The sequence below is a fragment of the Bradyrhizobium jicamae genome, from assembly GCF_018130695.1.
GTDB lineage: Bacteria > Pseudomonadota > Alphaproteobacteria > Rhizobiales > Xanthobacteraceae > Bradyrhizobium > Bradyrhizobium jicamae_B.
The window spans coordinates 85308-102451 of sequence record NZ_JAFCJX010000025.1; the positions used below are offsets into that span (position 1 = coordinate 85308).

Annotated in this window: 12 protein-coding genes and 1 pseudogene; 4 read left to right on the forward strand and 9 right to left on the reverse strand. The window is 64.8% G+C overall.

Going from position 1 to position 17144, the window contains the following annotated elements:
• Window positions 1–127: 127 nt before the first annotated feature.
• Window positions 128–1855, reverse strand: coding sequence for a hypothetical protein (locus JQ604_RS30520; RefSeq protein WP_212364402.1), 1728 nt, complete (start codon window positions 1853–1855; stop codon window positions 128–130).
• A gap of 345 nt (window positions 1856–2200) precedes the next feature.
• Between JQ604_RS30520 and JQ604_RS30525 the strand changes: the two genes are divergently transcribed.
• Complete coding sequence (locus tag JQ604_RS30525) at window positions 2201–3052, forward strand: caspase family protein (protein ID WP_212364403.1); 852 nt, start codon at window positions 2201–2203, stop codon at window positions 3050–3052.
• Window positions 3053–3258: 206 nt separating this feature from the next.
• Here the strand turns inward: JQ604_RS30525 and JQ604_RS30530 are convergent.
• The 3 genes and pseudogenes from JQ604_RS30530 to JQ604_RS30540 all read right to left on the reverse strand — a co-directional run.
• Window positions 3259–4374: pseudogene (locus JQ604_RS30530) on the reverse strand (integrase core domain-containing protein); the annotation flags it as partial.
• A 336-nt stretch (window positions 4375–4710) separates the two neighbouring features.
• Window positions 4711–5586, reverse strand: a complete 876-nt coding sequence (locus JQ604_RS30535; RefSeq protein WP_212364404.1) for an efflux RND transporter periplasmic adaptor subunit — start codon at window positions 5584–5586, stop codon at window positions 4711–4713.
• Window positions 5587–5841: 255 nt separating this feature from the next.
• A complete protein-coding gene (locus JQ604_RS30540; RefSeq protein ID WP_212364405.1) occupies window positions 5842–6684 on the reverse strand; it encodes a class I SAM-dependent methyltransferase in 843 nt (280 codons plus the stop codon).
• 386 nt (window positions 6685–7070) lie between these two features.
• On the opposite strand from JQ604_RS30540, the gene JQ604_RS30545 reads away from it, so the two are divergent.
• Window positions 7071–8627: a winged helix-turn-helix domain-containing tetratricopeptide repeat protein gene (locus JQ604_RS30545; protein ID WP_212364406.1), complete on the forward strand. Its 1557-nt coding sequence runs from the start codon at window positions 7071–7073 to the stop codon at window positions 8625–8627.
• On the opposite strand, the gene JQ604_RS30550 is transcribed toward JQ604_RS30545, so the two are convergent.
• On the reverse strand, window positions 8591–9076 hold the full coding sequence (locus JQ604_RS30550; RefSeq protein ID WP_349631158.1) for an excalibur calcium-binding domain-containing protein: 486 nt from the start codon (window positions 9074–9076) through the stop codon (window positions 8591–8593). The two genes, JQ604_RS30545 and JQ604_RS30550, sit on opposite strands and share 37 nt — an antisense overlap.
• 280 nt (window positions 9077–9356) lie before the next feature.
• Between JQ604_RS30550 and darT the strand changes: the two genes are divergently transcribed.
• Complete coding sequence (darT, locus tag JQ604_RS30555) at window positions 9357–10025, forward strand: type II toxin-antitoxin system toxin DNA ADP-ribosyl transferase DarT (RefSeq protein ID WP_212364407.1); 669 nt, start codon at window positions 9357–9359, stop codon at window positions 10023–10025.
• Window positions 10026–10036: 11 nt separating this feature from the next.
• Window positions 10037–11074 (forward strand): type II toxin-antitoxin system antitoxin DNA ADP-ribosyl glycohydrolase DarG, encoded by a 1038-nt coding sequence (gene darG / locus JQ604_RS30560; protein ID WP_212364408.1) that lies wholly within the window; start codon window positions 10037–10039, stop codon window positions 11072–11074.
• Between the two features lie 242 nt (window positions 11075–11316).
• Here the strand turns inward: darG and JQ604_RS30565 are convergent, their stop codons facing one another.
• The 4 genes from JQ604_RS30565 to JQ604_RS30580 all read right to left on the reverse strand — a co-directional run bounded on the left by JQ604_RS30565 (window position 11317) and on the right by JQ604_RS30580 (window position 17021).
• Complete coding sequence (locus JQ604_RS30565; protein WP_212364409.1) at window positions 11317–11565, reverse strand: hypothetical protein; 249 nt, start codon at window positions 11563–11565, stop codon at window positions 11317–11319.
• Window positions 11566–11752: 187 nt separating this feature from the next.
• Window positions 11753–11962 (reverse strand): cold-shock protein, encoded by a 210-nt coding sequence (locus JQ604_RS30570; RefSeq protein ID WP_212364410.1) that lies wholly within the window; start codon window positions 11960–11962, stop codon window positions 11753–11755.
• A gap of 383 nt (window positions 11963–12345) precedes the next feature.
• On the reverse strand, window positions 12346–14775 hold the full coding sequence (locus tag JQ604_RS30575; protein WP_212364411.1) for an adenylate/guanylate cyclase domain-containing protein: 2430 nt from the start codon (window positions 14773–14775) through the stop codon (window positions 12346–12348).
• Between the two features lie 158 nt (window positions 14776–14933).
• On the reverse strand, window positions 14934–17021 hold the full coding sequence (locus tag JQ604_RS30580) for an AsmA family protein (protein WP_212364412.1): 2088 nt from the start codon (window positions 17019–17021) through the stop codon (window positions 14934–14936).
• Between the last annotated feature and the right edge of the window lie 123 nt (window positions 17022–17144).

Genomic DNA, 17144 nt, shown 5'->3' on the forward strand with positions numbered 1-17144 from the left:
GGGTGGAGCGCCCGCCGGAGCTCGCAGAGCGCCGGCGGGCGCGATACCCATCATCGCGCCACATGGCACGAAGGTGATGGGTATCGCTTCGAGACTGGGCATGCCCAGTCTCTTCGCTCCACCCATCCTACAAGGTCGCCATCCTCCGCTTCGCCAGCGCCAGGCCCATCAGCACGAACGCCGACGTCACTTCCGGTCCGCCGACCAGGATCCGCGTCGGGGTCTTCATCTTGTTCCATTCATAGGCCTTGTACGGCCCGTGCCGTCCGCCTTCGCCGAGGCCTTGCACGATGCAGTGCAGCGCCGGCGTAAACGTCGCGGTCTCGGCGCCGAGGTGAGCCAGCGCCATCAGCGCCAGCGCGGCATCGAACGGGTTCATCTCATGGGCGATCAGCTCGCCCTCGACATAGCCGAGCACGCGGGCGCGGATCAGCGCGAAGACATTTTCTGGATCGATGATGCGCTGGGCCGCGAGCGGCAGCGCGATGAAGGCGGCGTAGCAGCGGCCGAAATAGGCCGAGTAGAGCTCCGGCAGATAATAGATGTGCGAGCGCGGATTCCTGAACGCGCCGCTCTCGACCAGATTCTTCTGGAAGCCGATGATCCGATGCACCGTCTCCAGCCGCTGCGGCGTCTCGATGATCTTCCAGCGCGACAAATTGCGGAACGAGACCTCGAGGATGTCGAGGTTCAAGGTCGGATCGAGGTCGTTGCCATAGGGCCGATCGCCGTTGAGATTGTCGATCCAGGTGACGACGCCGCCCTCGTAATCGATGTTGTCGTTCAGCGGCACGGTGACGCGCGGCTCGTTGGCGCCCGCGCGCACCTGGTAGCCGCGATAGAAATCGAGCAGCGGCTGATCGAGGATCGGATCGTTGGAGCCGGCCTGTGTTGCGGCCGAGAACGAGCACGCCGTGGTGTCGCAATCCGGCACATAGATGCCGAAGCCGAGGTCCTGCTTGATCTGGGCAAAGAACCGCGAGAAGCGCGGATGCTTGCCGGGCGCCAGCGCCGTGATGACCCTGACATTGCTGCCGTCATGCGAGGGCACGTCTTCCGCGCTGGTCTTCAGGCAGAAGTCGACCATGTCAGAGATCGCGCCGCGCGCGGCGCCGGCCTCGTCGGCCGAGGCGAGCCCGGTCTCGACGTAGCTCAGCAATGCCTCGGTGAAGAAGGCGTCGTAATAGGCCGAGCGGTGGCGGATCTGCATCGGCTCCCACATGGGCTCGGCGATCCCCGTCCAGGGCGGGTTGATCAGCGCGCGCGCCGGCGAATGGGCGATGAAGATGCGGGCGAGGCTGAACAGCAAGGTCGAGTTCTTGTAGCCGCGCGAGTTGAGGCCCGTCAGCGCCATCAGCATCTCGCGCCCGCCCATGTCGGCGTCGCCGAGCAGGTTGAAGGCGGCATAGGTCGGGATGAAGCCGTTCTTGCCGAATGAGCCGATCAGATGCGCGCCGCAGCGGCGGATCACCCGGTCGATCTCCGCCATCGCCGGCGGACGGGCGGGCACTGCGGCCGGCGGCGGCGCGGGGTGACGGACGTTGATGTCGGCCATCAGCTCGGCGATGGGGGCGCCGACCGCGGCCCAGTCCGGCGTCTCCTCGTCGCGCGCCCGGGTCAGGGCCTCGCGCAAGCGCGCGAGCCTGGCTTCGTCCTTCAGCGCGGGTAGCCCGGTGCGGCGGAGCAGGGGACGCAGCGCCGGATTGCCGAGCGCGGTGCGATAGAATTGCCCGAGATGCGGATCGCCGCCGGCATATGTCAGCAGCAGGGGATCGCAGACGTCATAGAGCGACGGGCCGTCCTTCTTGACCGTCAGCGCCCGGCACACCGCCCCGGCCATCTCGTGAAAACCCATGAAACTCTTTCCCAAGGAACCGGTTAACGCCGAACGTCGCCGTCGGGTTGCTCGGGTCCTTGCCCCCAACCTGCAAGCCCTTGGAAAGCTACATAAATCCACAGGAAATACAAATGTGATTGAGGTCACATAACAGATCGCCAAACCTGTCAAGGGTAGGCGATGGCCAGAGCTATGCGCCCTCCCGGGTTGCCCCGGGGGGCCCGCCGGGTTAAGGGTTTGTTTGTTGCAGTGCCGCAAATTGCGCGCAATCGGGCGGCACAGACTGCGCAACCCCATAAAACCTGAACGGCATTACCGCGACTAACAGGCGCGGCCTGGTCAACGATTGGGAATTGAAACGCTATGGATTTTACCAAGCTTCGCGTGTCCCGCCGCACGATCGGCGTCGCCGTGGCCCTGATCGGCACGGTGTCGCTGGTGATCGGCGCCCATGCCGCACTCAACAAGCGCTCGCTCGATGCCGCCCGGGCCCTGTCCGAGCCGACCACCTCCGAGCAGACCGGCGCGATCGCGCGCGCCTCCTCGCGCCTGGCCCTGATCATCGGCAATGGCCATTATCCGGACGCTGCCGCGCCGCTGGCCCAACCGATCAACGATGCCCGCAATCTCTCCGCCACGCTGCGCCGCAACGGCTTTGACGTCGACGTCGTCGAGGACGCCACCCGCGACGACATGGCCCGCGCCGTCGAGCGGCTGAAGGCGAGGATCAAGCCCGACAGCGTCGTGATGCTGTTCTTCGGCGGCTATGGCGTGCAGGTCGGCCGCGAGAGCTACATGATCCCGGTCGACGCCGCGATCTGGAAGGAAGCTGACGTCAAGCGTTTCGGCATCAGCGTCGAGTCCGTGCTCGACACGATGAAGGAGCAGGGCGCCAAGGCCAAGCTGGTCGTGCTCGATGCCTCGCGCCGCAATCCCTATGAGCGCCGTTTCCGCTCGTTCTCCCACGGCCTCGCCCCGATCAGCCCGCCGGAAAACACCCTGGTGCTGACCTCGGCCACGCCGGGCAAGGTCGCTGACGATTCCAAGGGCAACAACAGCGTGCTGGTCTCCGAGCTGCTCAACAATCTGACCGCCCAGGCCGGCATCGAAAGCGCCTTCAACAAGACCCGTGTCGCCATCTCGCGCGCGTCCGAAGGCGACCAGGTGCCGGCGGTGTCGTCGTCCCTGCTCGAAGACATCAAGGTCGGCGGGTAATTTCTCTCGTTTAACCGCTTGCTCCGCTGAGCAACCGGCGACATGGGTAACAGTTCAGACCGACGACATAGGTAACACAATTCTCGTTTCGTTCAGGTCTGTTGTTGTTGAGGCTGTGGACCCTGAGGGCAACGCGCAGCGTTGTCCTCAAGTCCACAGCCTTTTGCTTTTCGTTTCGGTCTACGGAGCTGGTCGTCGCGCTGAGCAATTGTGCCGAGCACGATCGGGCCATAGCTGACGGTCCAGCCGTCCTGATCCTCGGCCAAGCCGACGGGCTCACCGATCAGCGCTTCGCTGATGTAGATCGTGTTGCCCAGCCACTTGATCTCTCCGTTTTGCCGGACCGAGCGAACGTCCCGGTCATCGGCGTATTCCGGCTTGCGCAAGACGCCATCGAAGCGGCGCGAGGAGGCCTGGTAACAGTCGGCTGGCGTGGCGTTGTCGAGCGATTGATGCGGACGCTCCTCGTTGTAGAGGCGCTGGAAGCTGCGCAGGCGCTTGAGCTGCTCGCGCATGGTGGGAGCCGGCGGATCGGCAACGTCTTGTAGCAGAGTCAGGTGCATGCGCTAATGGCGGCCGTTCTGCTGGGGTTTGCCTGGTGCGATGCGCTCCGGTGTCACGCCGGCCTTGATCAGCTTGACCGACAGCCGCGACAATCCTCCGGCGCCGCGCGAGGCAAACGGCGAGCCGTTGTCCGAGCGCATGGAGCGCGGCAGCCCAAACTCGCGGAACGCCGCGTCCAGCACCGGCCAGACATGATCCGTGTCGGTGCGCGCCAGAGCCTGGCAGCGCAGCAGATAGCGAATGTAGGCATCGGTGATCGTCAGCGGCTCGCAGCGCTCACCGTCTCCGGTCAGGAACCAGCCCTTGAAGTCGATGCACCAGGTGTCGTTGGGCGCCTCGCAGCTGGCAAAGGGCGCGCTCGAGGGCGGGCTGCGCCGGCGCAGCTTGCGCTTCACCGTCAGCCCCTCACGATCGAACAGCTCGCCGATCGTGCTTGCCGCGGGCCACGCCGTCCGAGGTGACTTCCGTTCGAGATAGGCAAGGACCTTGATCGGTCCCCAGGTCGGATGCGCCCGACGAACCTCAAGGCAGCGCTCAGCGATCTTCTCGGAAATGCTTTGCGGATGATGCAACGGGGCTCGCAGACGATCGAACAGCCCGGCTGCGCCTTCTTCCTCGAACCGTGCAAGCCATTTGTAGCCCACCCGACGGCTCACTCCGAACCGCCGGCACACTGCCGCAAACGACTCCTCGTGCTTTTGCGCCGCAACCACAAACCGCATCCGCTCATCCACAGCACAGGTCTCCATCCACCCCATCGGCAAGCTCCTCCCTGCCGATCAGTTGACCTGTTACCTATGTCGCCGGTCTATTCTGTTACCTATGTAGCCGGTTAGGACCCCGCATCGCCTCTCCCCTTGTGGGAGAGGCCGGATTGCATCGTCAGATGCAATCCGGGTGAGGGGTATGTCTCCGCTTGCGAGATCTAGCCGTGTGGAGAGATACCCCTCACCCGGATTTTCCGCTGACGCGCAAAATCCGACCTCTCCCACGCAACCGGGGTCTACCCCGGTTGCGCATCATGAATCTGCACAAATCGGGCAAGCCCGACTTGTGCATGGGAGAGGTGCACCACCGTTGCCGCCAATCAATTGTTACTTCCCGCCCGCGTCAGCCGTCACCGGCCGCACCGGATCGCCTTCGCGCAGCAGGGCACCGGCGCGCGCGACCACGATGTCGCCTTCCTGGATGCCGTCGCGGATCTCGACCTGCCCCGCCGACATCAGCCCGGTTTCCACGCGCCGCGTCTCGACGCGGTCGCGGCGGACCACCTGCACGACGGTGCCGGCGGTGGAGTAGAGGATCGCGGTCAGCGGCACCGCGACGCCGCAGCTCTGCCCGGTCTTGATCACGGCCCGGCCGCTGGAATTCACCAGCAGCCGCCGGTTCACCGCGAGGCCCAGAAACACCTGGCCGAGCTGGCTGTTCGGCTCGACCGTCGGCGCGATCCGGCGCACGCGGCCGTCGACCTCGCCGGCGCCGGAGATCTTGATCCGTGCGGTCTGGTTGGCCTGCAGCTTGGCCAGATCCCGCGTCGGCACCATGCCGACCAGATCGTATTCGCTCTTGGCGATGATCGAGAACAGCGCCTCGCCCTTGCCCGAGGCCAGCGCGCCGACGGTGGCGTTCGCCGCCGAGATCACGCCGGCGACGGGCGCCGTGACATTGATCGAATTGGCGCCGTCGGTCAGCCGCGCCAGCTGCTGGCCCGCGGTCACGGTGTCGCCGGCATCGACCATCACCTCGGCGACCTTCAGCCCGAACCGCTCCGGCCGCACCGACTGCTCCTCGCGCGGCAGCACGATGCCGGAGACCTCGACATTGTTGGGGAAGCAGAATTTCGACGCCTTCAGCACGGTGACCGCCGCGCCCTTCGGCGGCGCGTCCGCCTCGCCTGCGGCGTGGGCAGGCTGAATCGCGAGAACGAGCGCTGAGGCCAGCAGTGCGGATGCGGCGAGACGCAAAATCATCGGCGGTGCATTCCCAAAATAATATCGGCATTGATTAGCAGATGCAGCCAACCGGAGCCAGTGTGGCCGCGAGCGCCCGAAGGCCTCAAAAGTCACCTCGCCCCGCTTGCGGGGAGAGGTCGACGCGCTCTTGCGCGGCGGGTGAGGGGGAGTCTCCGCGAGTCCAACTTTCATCGTGTACGCGGAGAGAAGCCCCTCACCCTGACCCTCTCCCCGTGAAGAACGGGGAGAGGGGAAATCAACAGTGTGCCCGCATCACCGCTTTGTAATCACCACCTCGAGATATTCTGATGGCACCACCATCGTGCCATCCTCGGCGCGATTCATCCGCACCGCGAGCGCGTAGAGGTCGTTGTGCAGCTCGGTCTGCTTCGCCGGCTCCAGCGCGGCGAACGCCTTCAGCATCGGGCCGTAATAGGTCTTGAAGATCTCCAGCGAATGTTCGATCGAGCGGTAGCGGAAATGGAAATGCTTCGGCTCCGTCTTGATGTCGGCGCCGGCAAACAAGTCGCCGAGCCGCGTCCGCGTACCCCACATCGCCGGCGATTTCGCGCCCGCCGGCGGCGGCAGATATTTGCCGAGGGTCTTGAAGACCTGCCCGATGTAGCCGTCGGGCGTCCAGTTCGCGAGACCGATTTTTCCTTTCGGCTTGCACACGCGCAGCAACTCGCTCGCCGCGCGCTCCTGGTTCGGCGTGAACATCACGCCGAAGGTCGACAGCACCACGTCGAAGGAATTGTCAGGGAATGGCAGGTTCTCCGCATCGGCTTCCTTGAAATTCATAGTCCAGCCCTCGGCCTCGGCCCGCGCGCGGCCGCGCTCCAAGAGCGCGGGCACATAGTCGGTCGAGGTCACCTCGCACCAGCGCCGCGCGGCGGCGAGCGAGGCCATGCCGTTGCCGGCGGCGACGTCGAGCACACGCGAGCCGGCCCGCACATCCAGGCTCTCGCAGAGCTGTTCGCCGACGATCTGCAAGGTGGCGCCGACGATGGCATAATTGCCCGACGACCACGCCGCCTGCTGCTTTGCCTTCAGCGCGGCGAGATCGGGCGCCGGTGCCTGGGTGGTGGTCTCGAGTGCGGTCGCTGTGCTGGCCATATGTCTTCTCCTGGAATTCGGGCGCGACACGATGTCCGCCACGCTGAACCTATGGCGCCAGGCCGAGCCAAAGACTTGGAGGGGAGAGCGATTTTGTCTTGAGGCCGGCCTGATTTTTGGCTGAGACGGTTCCGTAGGATAAGGTTTGGATACCGCCGCGCAGAAACTGCGCCCCCTCTCCCGCTCTTGTCCGCCGAAGCCCGCCTTCGGGCGAAGGCGGATGCGGGGGAGGGTTGGGGTGGGGGTGTCACCGCTTGCGACACTCATTATGTGGAGAAAGCCCCCACCCGCCGCGCGCGTTGCGCGCGTCGACCTCCCCCGCAAGCGGGAGAGGCGAAGCGAGCCTGCGGCGCCAGCCGATCGTGAAATGGAGTATCAGTGACCCCGTGAGATTCACCTTCTCCAACCACGTCCTCGACACCGACCTGCGCGAGCTCCGCCGCGGCGGAGAGCCGGTCGCGACCGAGCCGCAGGTGTTCGACGTGCTGGTGCATCTCCTCACCCACCGCGACCGCGTCGTCAGCAAGGACGACCTGATCGACGCCGTCTGGGGCGGCCGCATCGTCTCGGAGTCGACGCTGACCAGCCGCATCAACGCCGCGCGCAAGGCGGTCGGCGACACCGGCGACAGGCAGGCCGTGATCCGCACCATCGCCCGCAAGGGCTTTCGATTTGTCGGCGAGCTCGAAGCGGACAGCCCCGCGCCATCAGCGCCACAGCCGCAAGCACAAATCGACCCGAACTGGCATCCGCCGCTCGACCGCATCGCGCTCGCCGTGCTGCCCTTCACCAACAGGAGCGGCGACCGCGAGCAGGAGTATTTCTCCGATGGCATCACCGAGGACATCATCCTGGCGCTGTCGAAGCTGCGCTGGTTCGACGTGATCGCGCGCAACTCCGCGTTCGTCTACAAGAACCGCGCCGTGCATCTGAAGGAGATCGGCGCCGAGCTCGGCGTCGCCTATGTCGTCGAGGGCAGCGTGCGCCGCGATGCCGGGCATGTCCGCATCACCGCGCAGCTCAACGATGTCGCCACCGGCAGTCATCTCTGGGCCGAGCGCTACGACCGCGATCTCGCCGACGTCTTCGCCGTGCAGGACGAGATCACCCGCGCCGTGGTCGCCGCCGTCGCGCCGCAGCTCTATGCCGCGGAGAATTTGCGCGCGTCGCGCAAGGCGCCCGACAACATGGACGCCTGGGAGCTCGTGATGCGCGCGCTGTCGCATTACTGGCGGGTGACGCGGCAGGATCACCTGGTGGCGGAGGCGCTGCTGGAGAAGGCGATCGAGTTCGATCCGCAATATGGCCTAGCGCACGGCCTGCTGGCGGCCACCCACATGTTCTCCGCCCATATGGGCTGGGCCGACATGGCGACCGTGCTGCCGATCGCCGAGCGCGCCGCGCTGTCGGCGATCCATGCCGACAGCGAGGACCCCTGGGCGCATTACGCGCTCGGCAGCGTCTATCTGTTCGAGCGCCGCTTCGACGACTCATTGGCGGAGTTCGAGCTGGCGCTGCGGCTGAACCCGAGCTTCTCGCCGGCGCGCGGCGTCTATGGCGTGGCGCTGTCCTATTGCGGCCGCTGGGAGGACGGCGACGCCGCCGCGCGCGAGGCGCTGCGCCTCTCCCCGCGCGATCCCTTCGCCGCGATCTACAACGGCGTCGCCGCCTACTGCCAGTTCATCGGCCGCAACTACGCGGAGGCCATCCGCCTCGCCCGCGAAAGCCTGCGCCTGCGCCCCGATTTCGTCGGCGCCCACCGCGTGCTGACCGCATCCGCCGCGATGGCCGGCGACACCGCGCTCGCCACGTCAGCGCTGGAGGCGCTGCGCATGGCCCAGCCGAACATCTCGCTCGCCTGGCTCGCGACCGACATGCCGTTCCGGCTGGAGGCGGAGCGGGCGCATTATGTGGAGGCGTTTCGGCGGGCGGGGTTGGGGTAGGGGGCTGCGGTCGCACTGCTAGATGCGGCGCGGGTGGTGATCTCCCCATCAATCCGAGTGGCCACCGCTATTGTTGGCGGCGAAGCACTTCCCCGCCATGGCGGCCATGGTTCGCATGCAACGCCATCCCCATCACGGTCGTGGTGTTTCCAATAGCCGGGCTCCCCCCGTCTCGCGGGTGCCAGGCCGACCAAGCGGGCAAATTCACAGTTGGGGGCGGACGCAATATGTCTGAGCGTTGTCGCGATCGGCCAAGAACTCGAAACAAGGAGCCAAATAGCCGGATAGGCAACCAAAATGGCAACGATTGCGATCAATGCCATCATAGCCCACCGCAGCGTAGGAGTACGATCACGGCGCGCCGATGCTGCACGAAAACGATGCTGCAAGTTGCGCAGTCGCTGTTCAGCACCGGGACGAACGGGATTGGGGTTCGAAAGGTTCGGCATAGGCTGGCTTGGCTCGGTCCCGGTGAACGGCCTAGAACAACATCAAACCTTGTACCACGAATTGGTCCTAACGCGGATTGCCGCTCTCTGGATGGCCCAGCCGAACATTCTCGCTGACTTGGCTGGCGAGCGACATGCCGTTCCGGCTGGAAGCGGAAAGGGAGCATTATGTGGAGGCGTTTCGGCGGGCGGGGCTGGGGTAGGGGGACAGCGGTCGCACTCTCGGATTGCAACCAAAGAGCGGCATTCCGTATAAGAGTTATCTTGCCGAGCCCCTCACATGCCGCGTCCGACGCCGACACAGATTTTCCACATCACGGCTATCGACAATCTCGTTTCGATTTCGAAGGTCGGTTTGCTGTCGAAGAGAGAGGTTGCCACTCGGGGCGTCGGTTTCGCGAATATTGCGTTCCAGACCGTCCAGGGGTACCGCTCCGTAAAGGCAGTCCCGATTGCGCCCGGCGGCAATCTGCATGACTACGTGCCCTTCTACTTTGGGCCGAGGTCGCCGATGCTGAGGACCATCGATGCTGGAAACGTCGACGGCTGCACCTATCGGCAGGACGACATCGTTCATCTCACCACAACGGTGGAGGCGATAAGCGCCGCCGGCCTCGCATCCGTGTTTACCAATTACCACGCGGTCAAGGCATTCGCAGAATTCTTTAGCATCCCGGCGGACCTAGACCGGATCGACTGGGAGCTGTTCTTCGAGGCCCCTCGGCTGGGAGGGTACTGCAAGTACTGGAACAGTGTGCATTCCAAAGCTCGATACGCCCTCCGGATGGAAACGCGTCAGGCTGAATTTCTGGTGCATAACTCGGTGCCGCTTGCTGTCCTTGGCCAAATCGCTGTACGAACGGAACAGATGGCGGAGCGCGTACGGCGGGCCCTGGCAAATACGGGCTGGACCCCCGATATTAGGATCGTTCCCGGCTGGTACTACTGAGCGGAGCAAACATGGCCATCGAGATCGCCAGGGGCGACCTGCTGGAGCAGCGCGTCGACGCGATCGTCAATACCGTGAATACGGTTGGCGTCATGGGTAAGGGCATCGCCCTTCAGTTTCGTCGCAAATGGCCGGCAAACTACGAAGCCTACGAGGCTGCCTGCAAACGCAAGGAGGTCGTGCCTTGCAAGATGTTCGTATTCGACAACGGCGGACTCATCGAACCGAAGTACATCATCAATTTTCCCACGAAGCGACATTGGCGCCAGCCGTCGCGCATGTCTGACATCGAGTGTGGTCTGGTTGATCTGGTCGCTCAAGTGAAGGCGCTCAAAATCAGTTCGATCGCGATCCCTCCGCTTGGTTGTGGAAACGGTGGGCTGAGCTGGTCCGAAGTTAGGCCCAAGATCGTGGCTGCCTTCGAAGAGCTGCCCGATGTCACGGTGAAATTGTTTGCTCCAGCAATGGACGAAGGCATTCGCGAGCTGGCCGCTGAGGCTGAAAAGCCAAGAATGACGCCTGGACGAGCAGCCGTCGTGAAATTGCTGTCGATCTATCGCGAGCTGATGTATCCGCTGACTCAGATCGAGGTTCAAAAGCTCGCTTACTTCCTGGCGACTGCCGGGCAGAATCTTGGTTCGCTCAGGTTCCAGCAACACAAGTTCGGACCTTACGCGCCGGCGCTTCGACATATCCTGGTTAAAATGGACGGTGCATTCATCACCGGCGTCGGCGATGGCAGCAAGCCATCTGAGATCGTCGTAGTGGCATCCGCGCTCGATGAGGCCAATGCCCTCCTCGACGCCAGTGCGGATAAGGAAACCGGCGAACGCGTGCAACGAATTGGCCGGCTGATCGAAGGGTTCGAAACTCCCTACGGCATGGAGTTGCTCGCTACGGTCCATTGGGTTGCCGCCAAGGAACCCAAGGCAACGTTCGAGGATGTCGTCGCAGGTGTTCACAGCTGGAATGCGCGAAAGAAGCAGATCATGCCTCCGTCACATATCAAGGCAGCCCACGATCGGCTCGTGGCCGAGAAGTGGTTGTAACTCCGTCCGATTTCCTTCCGGTTTGACAGAGTATGGAATAATTCGCCTTTGGCGAATTTCCGTTGACTCGGTGACACGCATTCGGTGTCGTCCTGACGAAAGTCAGGACCCATACGCCGCGGCCCGCGGAAGGGGCACGCGCGGAGGCGGCTTTCTCTCAGCAACTCAGTTCGGTGGTAATGGGTCCTGGCTCCTGTGCGCAATTGCGCACAAGGCCAGGACGACGAGGGGAGCGCCTAACGTCAGCGCACGATGCGCTTGACGCGCTTCTTCGGCGCGGGCTTTGCCGGCGGTGGGTTCGCGGCGGCCTCGGCTGCGGCGTCGGCATCACGCGCTTCGCGCAAGCTCCGCAGCCGTTCCATGTTCTTGCGAACGGCGACCGCGTCGCGCTCGACATCGGCCATGGCGCGCGCGCCTTCTTCCGCCGCGAGGCGTTGGCGGTCGGTCCTGGCGAGGCGCTCGGGCGTCAGTTCGGGAAATTTCCTGGCCATTGCAAATCCCTGTCGGTGAAAATTTTCGTCAGCGGATAATCCGGGCCTGCAAAAGCCGAAGTTTGCAGAACCTCAGGCCTGTATCACGCAAGCCTGCAAGAACGCCAAAAGCCCGCCCAATCCATCGATCGAGCGGGCCTGCGTCGTCATTCCCCGCGCAAACGCAAAGCGTTTGTCGCGAGCTAGCTCAACCGAGCTGGAGGTTTTCCGCGCTCGTCTTGCCACGCATCTTGTCGGTCTTCAGCTCGAACGAGAGCTTCTGGCCTTCGTTGAGGCCGCCCAGACCGGCGCGCTCGACAGCGCTGATGTGCACGAACACATCCTTGCTGCCATCGTCCGGCTGAATGAAACCAAAGCCCTTCTGGCCGTTGAACCACTTCACAGTACCTGTCGGCATTTCTCTTCTCCAAGGCGGACGCGCGTCAATTCGCGCTGGGATCCGCGTCAAAATTCAACTGACGATGTTCTTTGGAAAAGGGCCGCGTGGACCATTCAACAAGGCGCAACGGCTAATCGAATGGGAGGAATATACACACTTTTCGCGGGAATTCAAGGTGATGGACGGGGTGGGTTCCGATAGGCGGAATGAGATCGTGCCGCGGCGGAACTGCTCCCCCTCGCCCCGCTCTTGCGGGGAGAGGGTTGGGGTGAGGGGCTGCATCCGCGAATGCGATGAATGTGAGTGTGCGGAGAATCCCCTCACCCGGATCGCATCTCACGATGCGATCCGACCTCTCCCCGCAGGCGGGGCGAGGTGACTTTTGAGGCGCTTCGCGGTTGCTACTCCGCCGCCGTCGCCGCAGCATTCGGCTCGGTCTTGAGGCGCAAAATCTCCGCCGCCAATATCGGGTGATTGAAGCCCTTCACCACGAGATCGTCGATCGCGCGTCCCTCGACGCAGGCTTCGACCTCGCCGAACACGCGGCGGCTCACCACGATCTGGTTGGGTTTGGCTTCGCCGCAGAGGCGGGAGGCGAGGTTGGTGACGCTGCCGATCGCGGCGTATTCCAGCCGCTGCTCGAAGCCGACCTGGCCGAGCGTCGCATAGCCGAGCGCGATGCCGATGCCGAAGCCCAGGCTGTGCCCGCGGTTGCGCCACTTCTCGGTCAGGGGGCCGACCGTGTCGCGCATCTCGATCGCCATCTTCACCGCGCGCAGCACGTGGTCCTCGAGCTGGATCGGCGCGTTGAACAGGATCATCACGCCGTCGCCGGCATATTTGTCGAGCGTGCCCTCATATTTGAAGATCAGCTTGCCGAGGGCTGCGTGATATTCGCGCAGCACGTTCATCGCCTCTTCCGGCTCGGTCGCTTCGGTGAACGCGGTGAAGCCGCGCAGGTCGCAGAACACGACAGTCACCTCGCGGCGATGGCTGGTCAGCAAGCCCTCCGGATTGTCGCTTGCCGCGATCAGCTGCGCCACCTGCGGCGCCAGGAAACGCTCCAACCTTCGGATGCGCTCGATCTCGCCCAGTTGCGTTTCGACGCGCTCCTCCAGCGACTTGTTCCAGTCCTTGAGCTCCTCGGTCTGCTCGCGCAGCTTGTCGGCCTGAGCGCGCACGGTGTCGTTGGCCTGCTCCAGCGCGTGGCTCTTGTGATCGACCTCGCTGAACAGCCGCGCATTGCGCATCGCCAGCACCGCCTGGTGGGCGAAGGTCTTCATCAGGCCGATCAGGCTTTGCGGGAAATCGCCGGCCACCTTGCGCAGCACCACCAGCGCGCCGAGCACGCCCTGCTGATCGACCAGCGGTACCACCAGCACCGAATGGAAGCCGGCGCCGACGGCGACATCGCGCAAGGGATGATCGGCGCTATCAGCGAGATCGGGAAACGCCAGCGGCTCGCCCTGCGCGGCGGCCGCACCCAACGGGCTGCCGTCCTCGCCGATCGCGCGGTGATGGCCTTCGGCCTCCTTGTCGATGCCGATCGATTCCTGCAGCGTGAAGGTGCGGTACGCCGCGTCATAGCCATAGATCAGCACCGCATCGGCATGGGTGATCTCGAGCGCGCGGGCGGCCACCGTCGGCAGCACCGCGTTGAGATCGAGCGAGGAGGCGACCGCGCGGCCGACCTCCTCCAGCACCTTCAGCTCGTTGATCGATTGCGCCAGGTCCCGCGTCCGCTCCTTCACCTTGGCCTCGAGGCCGGAGTAAGTCTCGGCGAGCTGGCCGGCCATCGAGTTGAACTGACTGGCGAGCTCCTCCAGCTCGTCCGCGGTCTTCACCTCGATGCGATGGGAGAAATCGCCGCCGCCGAGCCGGCGGGCGCCGGAGGAGAGCGCGGTGATCGGCACCAGCATGCGGCGCGCGAGCACGGTGCCGGCGATGATCGCGACCACGAGGCCGAGCGCGATCAAGAGCGCAATGCGCACCAGCTGGTCGCGGATCGGCGACAGCGCCTGCGCCGTCGGCTGCTCGAAGATCACGAACCAGCCGAGCTTCGGCAGCGGGCTCGACGTCGTGATCACGTCGTTGCCGTCGCTGTCCTTGCCGGAGGGAAGGGCTGTGCTGTTGGCGGCGAGCAGGCTCGCGACCTGCGGCAGCTTGGAAACGTCCTTGCCGATGTCGGGGCCCTTCGACGACGTCGCGAGCACGCGGCCTCTGGGGTCGACCACGTAAGCGGAGGCGAGGCGGCCGACCTGGGAATCGCCCAGAAAATCTTCGAGGAAGCGCAGGTCGACCTCGGCGATGGTGACGCCGACATTGCCGGAATGCTGCTCGCCGATCGACATGAAGGGCTGGTCGTCGCGGAAGAACGCCTGGCCATAGGCGGTGCCGCGCGCCACCGTCTCGGTGAAGCGCAGGTCGCGCGACAGGTCGGCGTTGGAGTTGGTGGTCATGGTCTGGCGCGACAGCCGGAGCTGCTCGCGGCCCGCACCGTCAATGAAGGTGAGCTGGCTCACCGCATGCACCTGGCCGAGCAGCTGGGTGTAGTCGTTGCGGCGCCAGTCCAGCGTGTTGGAGGAGGCCCGCGTCACCCAGGAGATCTGCCGCTCGAGATCGGCGACCGACTGTTCGATGCGGGTGGCGGTGGCATCGGCGCGCTCGCCCATCGCGTCGTTGAGCGTGGACTTGATGCCGCGATAGCTGATCCAGGTCTCGATCGCGCCGTTCACCGCCAGCACGAACACGACGAGGCCGACCAGCGCCAGCACATATTTGGCGAACAGGCCGCCGCGCATGAACCAACCTCTCGCCTTGACCGCGTCCATCAGGCCCTCGTCCGCCCGTCGTCGATCTCCGGGTGCGCCGCAGTATCTGGATGTGGGTGTTCTAGCACGGATCGGCGGTTCGAAGCGGTCCCGGCCGCCGCATGGTTAGCCCATGATTTCGCGGGCTTGGGCGGGAATATCGGCGAGAGCCGGGATTCTCAGCGATTGAACAGCTGCCGCAGCACCTCGTTCATCGCGGGATTGTCGGCCTGCTCGGCCGACTGGGCCGGCGGGGGCTCTGGCGCCGCCTCCGCCGCGGGCGGCTCGGCGGATGGCGCCGCCGGCACGAGGCTCCGCTGCCCCGCCCGCGGTGCGACGTTCGGACGCTGTCCCTGCTGCGGCTGTCCTTGGGGTTGGCCCTGCGGCTGGTTGAGCGTGCTCAACCCTTGCTGGATCAGGTTCCCGATGGTCGCGCCAAGCTCGCCGCCAAGCGGATTATTCGGGTCATTGCCCTGCGGGCCCCCTTGCGGATTGGCCCCCGCCTGCGGCGCCGCCGCACCGCCCTGCAGCCCATTGATGAGATTGCCAAGCCCGCTCAGGCCGGCACCATTCGGCCCGAACAGCCCCTGGCCCATCTGCTTCAGCCTGGCATAGCCAGCCTCCGGATTATCCAGCATGCCCTGCATGTCCGGATAGATCCGCGGCCCCACCCAGGGACCCTCGATCATCACGGGGATGCCGAAGCCGACAGGGTTGCCGGCGCGGCCCTGGCCCTCGGTGGTCATCACGAGCTGCGGCTCGACGCGAAAACCGATCTGCCGCGTGTTGATGTCGACGGTGCCGACACCGGTCATCTTCACCAGCGGCCCAATCAGATTGAGATCGGTGGTGACGGCCTGGCCCTTGTCGAGCTTGAACGACGCCGACAGCTGCGAGAGGTCGGTCGCCAGCGCCTCGCCCTCCTGCCAGCCATTGAGCGTGCTGGCGGTGAGGTTGCGGATCATCTGCGCGACATTGAGCCCGCGGATCGCGCCATCCTGCAGCACCACGAATGCGGTGCCGTTGAGACCCGCGACGATCGCCCGCTCGCTCGTCCCTTGCGAGCGCACGTTGATCTTCGCCTGCATCTTGCCGTCGAGCTTGTCGAACTCGGCCAGCGACTTCAGCACCGGCAGCGCGCGAACACCGGCCATGTCGAGCCGCAGCGCATAGGTCGGATTGGCCGTGGAGGCATCGACGGTGAGATCGCCGTTGGCGGTGCCGCCATACGCGCCGAGATCACCGAGCTTCGCCTTCAGCACACCGCTGTTGACGGAGGCATCGATCGCAGCCGGCGCGAAGCGGCCGTCGCCGATCACGAGCTCGGCAGCCGAGATGCGGGCCTGCGTGTCGACATAGTTCAGCCCGGTGAGATCGATCGTGGCGTTGCTCCAGCCTTGTGCCGAAACGTTGGACTGCCCGGGCGTCGCAAACGACAGCCGCTGGAAATCGAGGTCGAGCTTCACCAGCGGCTTATTGCTGGCGAAATCGACCGAGGCCCAGCCGTTGAAGCCGCCGTCGCCGAGCGTGCCGGAGACGTTGTTGAACATCGCCACCGTCCCGTTCAGCCGCACCTCGGCCTTCGCGGTCAGCACGGCCGGCAGCAGGCCAGGCGCATCGATGTTGAATTCGGCCGGGATGTTCTGCCGCTCCAGCGGTGGCTGCGGCGCGGTCGCCTTGATGTCGAATTTCAGCGGCCTGTCGCCGGCCCGCGCATTGCCCGTGATCACGATCTTGCGGTCGTCACCGATCGTCGCGTCGGCGTTCAGCGTCTCGATCCGGCTCTCGATGCGGTCGCGCAGATTGGCGAACACGATGGTGCCGCCGGTGACGCTGATATGCTCGATCCTGATCGTATCGCTGCCGCCAGCGTTGGCCTTGGCCGGCGGATTATTGTCGCGCGTCCGCTCGCGCTGCAGCGGCACGTTCAGCACCGGCCGCACGATCACGAGCTCGCTGATCTCGGGCTTGCCCGACCACAGGCTCGCCAAGGTCATGTCGGCCTCAACGCTGCTCGCAGTGAGGCGGTTGTTGATCTCGCGTTCCCGCGGATCCCCGAGCGCGATGTCGGTCAGCGTCACATTGACCGACGGCCACAGCGACACCTTGGCGCCGCCATTGATCGCCAGCCGATAGCCGGTCTCGCGCTCGACCCGCTCCTTGATGGTGGACGTCAGGAAGCTCGAGGGAATGCCGACCACCGCGATCAGCGCGATGATGACGATCACGGCAGCCAGCGCGGCGCCGAGGAATTTCAGGGCTCTCATGTCGACTTTCCGGACCGGTCAGCAGCCATGCCGCAAGCGCGCATCGCCGCCTTTGCGAGATTATCCCGCAAACCGGACTTCGCTCCAATGGAGGCTAAAAATAAACCGCGGCGGTGGGAATTT